A 9,253-nucleotide genomic window follows, 5' to 3' on the forward strand; every position below is an offset into this window, starting at 1 on the left:
CTCCAATGAGGCGTTCGGGGCTCACCTCTACCACCGAGAGATCCAAGGTCAACTGCACGAGCTTTACTTCGTGGTGTTCATTGGAAGCCGCAGCAATCGCTGTCGGAAGTCCCTCGCGATCCACGATCGCCATGATCTTGGTTCCTTTGCCCTTGTAGCCGAAGCCCACTTCCTCACCTCCCAATCGAGCTGGGACGAACATACCGTCGATGTAGGCTTCATCGTAGCCTTCGGCATCTCGTTCTCGCGCTTCATTGGCCAAGTCCTTAAAGATATTCCGCAATACTTCGCTGTCGCACCAGCGTTGGAATCTACGATGCACCGTCTTGTAGTTAGGAAAGCTCTGCGGGAGCATGTGCCACTGCGCTCCCGTCTTCAAGATCCACACCACCGCCTCCAAAATCTTGCGGGCAGGCACGGGTTTTGGGCCCGGTTTGCTCTTCTTCTCGCTTTCTTCCGGAAAATGATGGCGTATCCTATCCCATTGAGCATCAGTGACTTCCATGCCTCCCATAAAAGCAGTTTTCACGCCCATACTACTATCTAATATCACTTAATTAATTTGAGATAGGTTCATGTAGCAAAAGCATATTTTGGTCATATGTGGCAACATTTCACCTATCATTACGTTGGCTATCTTGCGCACACCGATCAAACCTGCCAAGGTATGTTGTTGGAAGAAATGCTTAATAATGATTGAGAGTCCTGCTTTTGAGCAAGGGCCAAATCACAATGGTGATTTTGTAGAAGATGGTTACGATTCAATAGATCATGAAGTTTTGGGGCCTGTGCAGAAGCAAAGAGGCAAGAATGGTCTTATGTTTAATATCGAGCAGTCTTACAAGGATTTTAAAAAATGAAAGCCATATGGGTATGTGTAATGATTTGGGCTGGTTTGCTTGTGGTTACTTCTGGAGCAGGGGGGGGATCATGATTTGAATGGTCAGCTTAAGAAGATGATAATTGCTTTTAACCAGCTAGATGACCTGCAGAGTGGATTTCCTGACGTCGATTCATACAAGTTTAGCCCCAAGCAATATATCGAAGAAATAGTTATTAAAGCTGGAGATTTAGAGAAGGATTCGAGAGAATATCGTTTCTTTGAAAAAATCCTCTTTGAAATCATTTATCACACACTTCAAACTAATGCTGACTTGGAGCTAAAAGTGCATTGTGATATTGTTCAATACTTTATGCCTGAGAATGCAGTGAAGAAAAAGGAAAAAATAAAGCTTTCTGAAGTCATTAGAGTTTTTGCTAGTGGCTTATAGTAAATTTTATTTTAAACCCTAAGGGATCTTGGTTTATACCACCCCGTAAACTATCTTTGGTTGATGCCACTTGTTACGGATGTGGCGTAATAGCAATGATTGTGATTTCTTGCTTCTTCGGTCCATGTTTTAGGGGTCGCGTCTTGATTTTCAATCTTGGGGTCAGTCAACAAATGTTGACTCTTTTAAGCGTGCGGACTAGCTGACCTCGCCAGATTAGCCAACTCGGACATAGACTCGGCATCGAATACGACGGCAGCATGCCCGGCCTCAGCGACGGCGTGCTCAAATACGGCTACAACGAGAAAGGAAAGGTCACCGCCCCAGACTTCCAAGCCGACCCCAACTACAACACCCCCGGCAGCAACCTCACCGACTGGGACTACACCTACGACGAAATCGGCAACCGCAAAAGCTACTCAAGGAGGCCCGCAGGCGCGGGGCCCTCTTCCACAACAAACTACACATCAACAGCGCTCAACCTTTACAGCGAAATCGACTTCCCTAGTCCTCACCAGAACAGCGCCCCCACCTATGACGCCGATGGCAACCTGACACGCATGGAAGGCCCGCAGTTCACCCATTACACCGACGACACCCTCAACTTCCTCTGGAACGGAGAAAAGGCCGACCGATAAGGGAGGGCTTTGGACTAAGGCTTTTACAAAGTGTCCGTCCCTTTATTAGAAACCCTCGGGACCCCAAGGAGCCCTGGCTCAAGTCGAAGCGCTCTCCGACCCGTAGCAATCCCCCGGTTCGGGTCGTAAAAGGCGGCATGCCGGAGCTGGCTGAAGTCGACTACTACCGCCGCCAATGGAACCCCGGACTAGGCGCCCGCCTGACTCGGGTCCACTGCCACCCGGAAAAGCGCGTCTTTCGTGATCTTCCCCAAGCGGCCGAAACCCTCGCGCTCCTGGAGCGCCGCACCTTGAACGCCTCCCACCACCACGGGAAGCAAATGCTCTTCGGCTTCACCGGCGGATCGTGGTTACGGGTCCACCTCGGGATGACAGGCGAACTCTTGGTAGGCCCGAAAGGATACCTGCCGGAAAAGCACGATCACCTGGTGCTCTACCAAGCCAAGCGAGCGCTCGTCTTTCGCGACCCGCGACTTTTTGGCTCGCTTCGTTTTTTCCGATCGAAGGACGTCCCGGATTTCTGGCAGTCCCTCCCCCCGGGCGTCTTGGAGACACGTTTTGACCTCGCCCATCACGAAAGCCTGCTGGCGCGCTTCCCCCGTTCCCCTCTCAAAGGCGTGCTCCTAAAACAAGAGGCCTACCCGGGGGTGGGCAACTGGATGGCGGACGAAATCCTCTGGCAAAGCCGCCTCCACCCCGCCTTGGCAGCGGCCGAACTCTCGCCCGCTCAAAGGAACCGCCTCTTTCAAGCCTTGAAGCAGGTGGCCGAGACCGCCATGGAAATCATCGCCCCCACCTGGGGCGACCTCCCGGATGAAATGCTCTTCAATCATCGCTGGAAAGCGGGCGGCCACTGCCCGCGTTGTGGCAGCGAACTCCTCCGAGACACCATCGCCCAGCGAACCACCTGCTGGTGTCCCCGATGCCAGCAGCTCTGACTGATACCAAGCTGCCGGATAAACTGGTAGAACGGCCGCGTGAATTTCGGATCAGACCAAGGCACGACGAGGGCGTGGTGCGGGCGCCACAACCGAGGAGGAACGAAGGACTGATCCGAAAGGCACCGGCCCTCTCTCCTCTGCGCCTCAGCGCCTTTCCTAGTCTCCCTCTATACTACCGTTCTTCCAGTTTATCCGGTCGGTTGGTATAAGGTGGACCCCCAAAAACGAAGCAAGCTAGCGTCGGCGACGTGCCGCGATGAGTAGCCCAAAAAGGCTTAACAATGCCACGGAAGGCTCTGGAACGATCGTCAAAGTGAGGACGGGGGGTGATGGCGGATCGAGTTGACTGTTGGCTCCACTGTAGGTAGCTTGCACGCCAAGATCAGCAGGGGTGGCGATGACTCGCAAAAGATCGCCTGCTCCGATTTGGGAAAGAATGAAGGCCTCGACCGAAGAAGAGACAGTCAAGCTGAAGATGTCCGTATCTCCGGTGTTCGCTTCGGCGTAGGCTCCGGTCCCAAGGGAAAGGAGAGTGCCAAAACTGGTGCCCACTACGTCTCCGCCCAGGTTACCCGGGGGATTGTTTGTTTGATAACGCGCTGAATCAGAAAGATCGATCGCGCGGGTATCGCTCGCTAGAAAAAATTCCAAACCCCCGTCCGACGAGAAAAAGGCATTGCTTTGCGTCAGACTGAGACTGAGGCCGACCACCTGAGCGCCGCTCGGCAAGGAAATGCTGGTCGTCGGAAAATCCACCAAGGAATAGACAGTGAAGGCGTCGTCGTCTCCCTGGACGTTAAAAAATGCTTGGTCGACTGCGCCGGAGAAGGCGTCGATCTCATCTTCTTCCACTTGGGCAGAAAATGTTCCCGTAATGGTCGCAGCCTTAACCGGGACGAGCGCTAAAAGAACGCCCGTCAAGATGTTGAAGATCAGTTTCATAAGTTCCGTGACTGATTACTATAAAATGCCTTTCTTTTCAGGTCCATAGATCAGGTGAATGCGCTACGAGTTGCAAGAATCGAGCCATTTTAGCGCTTCGATAGCAAGCTTCTCCAAAAAGGGCTAGCTTCAATAAACGTCCCTGGCGTAGCGCTTCTCTTTTTTCAAGACACCGACATAGGCCTTGGCTTCCTCTTCGGTCTTCCCGCCATATTCGACGATGACTGCATGGAGCGCTTGATCCACATCCTTGGCCATGCGGCTGGCATCGCCGCAGACATAGAAGTAGCCGCCCTCCTCCAGCCATTGCCAAAGTTCCGCCCCCGCCTCGCGAATGCGGTCTTGGACGTAGATTTTCTCGGCTTGGTCGCGAGAAAAGGCCGTGTCGAGCCGGTGGAGATAGCCCTCTTTCTGGTATTTGGTCAGGTCCTCCTCATAGAGAAAGTCCGTCTCGGCGTGCGGATTGCCGAAGAAAAGCCAATTCTTGCCAGGAGCCCCTGTGGCGGCCCGCTCTTCCAAGAAGGCGCGGAAAGGCGCGATGCCCGTCCCAGGCCCCACCATGATCATGGGGGCCGAAGGATCCTCAGGGACACGAAAAGCCTTGTTCCGGTGGATGAAAACCGGTGCGGAAGCCCCCTCCGGACACTGGTCCGCCAGGAAACAAGACGCCACCCCTTTCCGGGACCGACCGTGGGCTTCGTAGCGAACCGAGGCCACGGTTAGATGCACCTCATCTGGGTGAGCTTTCAGGCTGCTCGCGATCGAGTAAAGCCTCGGTTGGAGCTTGCGCAGAAGGCTGACAAACTCATCGCCATTCTTGAAGTCGGCCGGATACTCCAAGACCAGATCGATCAGCTCCCGCCCCCAGCAAAAGTCATCAATCTCCTCCTTGGTCCCAGCTTGCACCAGAGAACGGAGGTAGGGCGACCCGGCTCGTTCCGACCACTTTTCGAGGAATTTTTTATTGAGTGTCCGAATGTCATACAAGCGGAGGAGCGCCTCCTTCAAAGGGACGAACTCTCCATTGTGCGCCTCCACCTCATCCTTGGTGTTGAAGGGCAGGTTGGCCAGAATCTCTTCTACGGTCTCGGCGCAGTTTTGCGGAAACAGCCCCAAGGCATCCCCCACCTCATACTCCAGCCCAGAGCCGGCTAGGGAAAGTTCTACGTGACGGGTCTCTTTGAAAGCTCCTGCCTTGTTGAGGTCGAAGTTCCGCAACACGTTCGAGGAGAAGGGATTTTTCTTATCCCAAACCCTGGGCTCTTCCACCACCGACGGGTCGGCCACCACGGCCGCCCCCCGGGGGGCCAGTTCCTGCAAAACCGTGAAGACGCCGCTCGACCAGCTGTCATAGTCATCGTCGAAATCGACATCCGCCTGGACCACATTGTAAAATCGTTCCCCGCCGAGCTCCTCAAAGCGCTTGTCGTAATCGGTGCCCGTCTTGCAGAAATCCGGGTAGCTGGTGTCGCCCAAGGCCATGACCGAAAACTTGGTGTTGGCCAGCTTCGGAGCCTCCTCGGAATGCAACCAATCATAGAACTCGATGGAATTGTCAGGCGGCTCGCCATCGCCATAGGTGCTTGTGATCACCACCAAGTGCCGCTCTTTCTCCAGGTTTTCCCGCGGATACTGCCCGATGTCGAAGACCGTCGGAGCGATCCCATGCCGGGGGGCCACCTTGGCGAATTTGGAAGCCAGCCCCTCCGCGTTGCCCGTCTGGGATCCCCAAAGGACCGTCACCGGGAGCGGTGCGTCAGCGGTCGAGCCAGCGGCCGTGGGTGCCTTCGCCCCCTCGAGCGCGCCATTCACTTGGGCGATCACACCGGAAAGATAGCGGGTGAGCCAATCGCGTTGCTCTCGATTGAAAGGCGCATCCTCCGGGATGGCAGGCAGGGTCAATTTTGAAATTTCAGACATCGATTTTTCAAAAAAAAGGTCGTGTAGACCAATACCCGGGACGTCCCGAGCTGGATGCGTAAAAGAAGCGGGAAGAAGGCCAATGCAAGGGGAAAAGACAGACCCGGAAATCCCCGCTCCTCGCCTTGGCAAGAGGGCCGAGCGCCCTTAACAAATGGCCCCGCCCCATGCGAACCCTTCTCCTCCTACCCCTCCTCCTCTGGCCTGGCCAAGCCGTGGCCCAAGAGTATGCCCCCTCCCGAGAAAAGCCGCCCGAACCCTTGCGGGAATTTCGCGCGGCCTGGATTGCCACCGTCCACAATATTGACTGGCCCTCCCGGCGCGGGCTGAGCGCCGCCGCCCAAAAGGCAGAGTTACTTCGGCTATTTGATCGCGCCCAAGCCCTCCGCTTGAATGCCCTCATCCTGCAAGTCCGGCCCAATGGGGATGCCCTCTACCGGTCCTCCCTCGAGCCCTGGTCCCACTGGCTGACTGGACAGATGGGCCGCTCGCCCGGCTACGACCCCCTCGCCTTCGCGGTCGAAGAAGCGCACAAGCGCGGGCTCGAACTCCACGCCTGGTTCAACCCCTTCCGCGCCATCGCCTCCCCCAGCCAATCCGTCTCCTCCCAGCACATCAGCCAAACCCACCCCCAGCACCTCCGGCGCTACGGAAAACACCTTTGGCTCGACCCGGGCGAACCCTTCGTCCGCGAACGGGCGCTGCGGGTCATCGAAGACGTCACGCGGCGCTATGACATCGATGGCATTCACATCGATGACTACTTCTACCCTTATCCCAGCGGGGCTCCCGTAGGAGCCTTCCCCGACGACGCCACCTACCGCCAATATGGGCGGGGCGACCGCAACGACTGGCGCCGAGACAACGTGAACCTCTTCGTCCAGCAAATGTATGGCCGCGTGAAACGGGCCAAACCCTGGGTCAAAGTCGGCATCAGCCCCTTCGGCATCTGGCGACCTGGCGTCCCCCGCAGCATCGAAGCCTCCCTCGACGCCTACGACCACCTCTACGCCGACTCCCGAAAATGGCTCCAAAACGGCTGGCTCGACTACCTCAGCCCCCAGCTCTACTGGCGCATCCGCCCCGCCAAACAAAGCTTCCCCGTCCTCTTAGAATGGTGGGAAGACCAAAATCGCAAAAACCGCCACCTCTGGCCCGGCATCGCCACCTCCCGCATCCAGAGCAGCGAAGACCCCGGCCGCCCGGCCAGCGAAATCACCAACCAGATCGACTACAGCCGCAAGCTCGTCAAAAAGCCCTCCACCGGCCACATCCACTGGAGCTTCACCCCGCTCCAAAGCAACAAGGGCGGCATCAATGATCGCCTTGCCAGCACCTACCGCCAGCCCGCCCTCGTGCCCGAAAGCCGCTGGCTCCCGGGAGGCAACGCTCCCCAACCCGCCCTCGAAGCCAAGATACAAAATGGCGGTTGGCTGCGCGTTCGCTGGGGTGCGCAAGACGGCAACGTCCGCTGGTGGCTCGTCCAAGCCCGCTACGGCAAAGCCTGGCACCACATCAGCCTCGTCCCTGGCAAGCAAAGGGAATGGGGCTTCACACCGCAAAGCGGCCGCCCCCTCCCCAACGTCATCAGCGTGCGAGCGATCGCTCCCAACGGAGAACTCGGCAAGGCCAGCGTCGTGGCCTACGGGCGTTGACCGAAAAACGGTCTAACCGTAAAGATGGCTCGTGAAAACCACCTTGAATTTGCGCGACGATCTCCTCCGCCGGGCCAAAGCGAGAGCTGCCCTGCAAGGCGAGCCCTTGGCCCGCTACATTGAGCGAGGACTCGAAGAACGCCTGGAGCGCGAAGAGGCCCTGCCCTCAAGCGTCGGAAAATGGCTGGAGAGCCTGCCCAAGGTCTCTTCTTCAGCTGCCAGCGATTTGGAAAAGGCCCTCTCTGAGGACCACTTCCGCGAGATCGACGACTCCATGTGGTCATGATCCTGGACACGAATGCTCTCTCCGCGCTCGTCTCCGGAGACCGTGAAATCCGGAAACTCCTCTCCCGCGCCCCTCGACTCGCCGTCACGCTCATCACTCTGGGAGAGTTCACCTACGGCATGGCTGGTTCCCGAAAACGCGACGAACTGGAAACTTGGCTGGAAGCCTTTCTCAAAGGAGCCGACGTCCTAATACCAAGCCACAGAAATAGCTGGTAGAAGGGCCGCGTGAATTTCGGGCCAGACCAAGGCACGACGACGGCGCAGTGCAAGCACTGCAACGGAGGAGAAACACCGGGCTGGCTTGAAAGGCACCGGCTCTACCCCCCTTGCGCTTCAGCGCCTTTTCCCACCACAACAATCTTCCATTCTGCCAGCTAATTCTTTGGGTTGGTATAAGCGCCAATCGACAAACCACTCTCTTCTACGCCGCTCTTCGCTGTGAACTCAAAAAGGCAGGCACGCTCATCCCCGCTAACGACCTTTGGATCGCCGCGCTGACTCGACAACACCGACTCCCCCTCATCACCCGAGACCAACATTTCCAGCATGTCTCTGATCTCGATATCCGAAGTTGGTAGAAAGCCCCTGGAGTGCGGTTGCTTGCCACCGCTTTGGGGAGCCCCGGCTTGCCGGGGCCAGCCACCCACCCCCAACAAGCGATCCCACCCAATCCCAGAAAACCCACTCCACCCCCGCGAGGCAAGCCCCGCCGCCACCTAAAACGGCGGCAAGCCGCACGCACTCCACGAATCTCACGGTTGTTCGGAACGGAAAGGAGCATAGGTCTGTCCTATGAATTGGCCGCATGCTCCGGTGCATCAGTTATCCGACTCCGGAGCCTATCTGGTGACGGCGGGCACCTACCAGAAAGAGCCCTACTTCCAAGGAGCCGACCAGCTTGCCGCCTCGTGTAGCTCAAGCTTCAACATTCTTCCTATGGTTCTCGTTTTGGTTGTCGCTTTGAGCGGCTATCAACCATTTTCATCGTGGAAGACTTCTATCTAATTAGAACTTTTGGAATCACTAAGAAATGATTCGTCGCTTGCCAAGACACATCGCGATCACGACCGCAGCTGCGATTGTCGGATTCTTTACATTGCCGGGGATGTTTGGAACTGAAATCAGTGGCTTCTTGCAATGGATGAGCCTTCCTGGAGCAATCGTATCGGGGTGCGTTTGGCTTACCTTCAGCCTGATGCTACCGCGGCCGAAGGCTCAGCAATGGATGATTCTCGGATTCTTTTCTCCGTTCCTCGGCGCTCCTCTTCTCTTTATTCTAATCGGTGCCCTATCTGGAAATATTCAGTCGGTCGCTGATCTGGGCACGGCGGTTGGCATGGGGCTTAGCTGGACAGCGCTTTCGGTATTCATCGTTGTGCCCATTGGGACTGGGATGGGACTCATCGCAAGTGTCATTGCAAAAGCACTAAAACCTATCGAATGAGAGCAAACCACTGATACCAAGCTGCAGAATTGGCTGGTAGAATGGCCGAGTGGATTTCGGGCCAGACCAAGGCGCGACGAGGGCGCGGTGCAGGCACCGTAACCGACGAGCAACGCTGGGCTGGCTCGAAAGACTCCGGCTCTCCCTTCCCCGC

Annotated in this window: 11 protein-coding genes; 8 read left to right on the forward strand and 3 right to left on the reverse strand. The window is 56.6% G+C overall.

The genetic code is table 11. From position 1 onward, the window contains the following. Positions 1 to 535: IS5 family transposase (locus tag AAF555_11775; GenBank protein ID MEM6912243.1), on the reverse strand; the 535-nt coding region annotated here is incomplete at its 3' end. Positions 536 to 692: 157 nt separating this feature from the next. On the opposite strand from AAF555_11775, the gene AAF555_11780 reads away from it, so the two are divergent. The 4 genes from AAF555_11780 to AAF555_11795 all read left to right on the forward strand — a co-directional run bounded on the left by AAF555_11780 (position 693) and on the right by AAF555_11795 (position 2,847). Next, complete coding sequence (locus AAF555_11780) at positions 693 to 860, forward strand: hypothetical protein (protein ID MEM6912244.1); 168 nt, start codon at positions 693 to 695, stop codon at positions 858 to 860. Positions 861 to 899: 39 nt separating this feature from the next. Then, positions 900 to 1,271 carry a hypothetical protein gene (locus AAF555_11785; protein MEM6912245.1) on the forward strand — a complete coding sequence of 124 codons (372 nt, stop codon included), beginning with the start codon at positions 900 to 902 and terminating at the stop codon, positions 1,269 to 1,271. A gap of 260 nt (positions 1,272 to 1,531) precedes the next feature. Continuing rightward, positions 1,532 to 1,909 (forward strand): hypothetical protein, encoded by a 378-nt coding sequence (locus AAF555_11790; protein MEM6912246.1) that lies wholly within the window; start codon positions 1,532 to 1,534, stop codon positions 1,907 to 1,909. Between the two features lie 137 nt (positions 1,910 to 2,046). Continuing rightward, positions 2,047 to 2,847 (forward strand): DNA-formamidopyrimidine glycosylase family protein, encoded by an 801-nt coding sequence (locus tag AAF555_11795; GenBank protein MEM6912247.1) that lies wholly within the window; start codon positions 2,047 to 2,049, stop codon positions 2,845 to 2,847. A 237-nt stretch (positions 2,848 to 3,084) separates the two neighbouring features. Here the strand turns inward: AAF555_11795 and AAF555_11800 are convergent, their stop codons facing one another. Both AAF555_11800 and AAF555_11805 read right to left on the reverse strand, forming a co-directional pair. Next, the gene (locus AAF555_11800) at positions 3,085 to 3,792 is read right to left on the reverse strand and encodes a hypothetical protein (protein MEM6912248.1); all 708 of its coding nucleotides are present in this window, start codon (positions 3,790 to 3,792) and stop codon (positions 3,085 to 3,087) included. Between the two features lie 129 nt (positions 3,793 to 3,921). Beyond that, a complete protein-coding gene (locus AAF555_11805) occupies positions 3,922 to 5,712 on the reverse strand; it encodes an assimilatory sulfite reductase (NADPH) flavoprotein subunit (GenBank protein ID MEM6912249.1) in 1,791 nt (596 codons plus the stop codon). 167 nt (positions 5,713 to 5,879) lie between these two features. Here AAF555_11805 and AAF555_11810 point away from each other — a divergent pair, with 167 nt between their 5' ends. From AAF555_11810 to AAF555_11825, 4 genes are all read left to right on the forward strand, one after another. After that, positions 5,880 to 7,367 carry a family 10 glycosylhydrolase gene (locus AAF555_11810; GenBank protein MEM6912250.1) on the forward strand — a complete coding sequence of 496 codons (1,488 nt, stop codon included), beginning with the start codon at positions 5,880 to 5,882 and terminating at the stop codon, positions 7,365 to 7,367. Between the two features lie 31 nt (positions 7,368 to 7,398). After that, positions 7,399 to 7,653, forward strand: a complete 255-nt coding sequence (locus AAF555_11815; GenBank protein MEM6912251.1) for a hypothetical protein — start codon at positions 7,399 to 7,401, stop codon at positions 7,651 to 7,653. Continuing rightward, positions 7,650 to 7,871: a PIN domain-containing protein gene (locus AAF555_11820; GenBank protein ID MEM6912252.1), complete on the forward strand. Its 222-nt coding sequence runs from the start codon at positions 7,650 to 7,652 to the stop codon at positions 7,869 to 7,871. The genes AAF555_11815 and AAF555_11820 overlap by 4 nt, the downstream gene beginning before the upstream one ends. Before the next feature lie 814 nt (positions 7,872 to 8,685). Further along, positions 8,686 to 9,099, forward strand: coding sequence for a hypothetical protein (locus tag AAF555_11825; protein ID MEM6912253.1), 414 nt, complete (start codon positions 8,686 to 8,688; stop codon positions 9,097 to 9,099). The last annotated feature ends 154 nt before the right edge of the window (positions 9,100 to 9,253 follow it).

This window comes from Verrucomicrobiota bacterium (assembly GCA_039027815.1).
Taxonomy (GTDB): domain Bacteria; phylum Verrucomicrobiota; class Verrucomicrobiia; order Verrucomicrobiales; family JBCCJK01; genus JBCCJK01.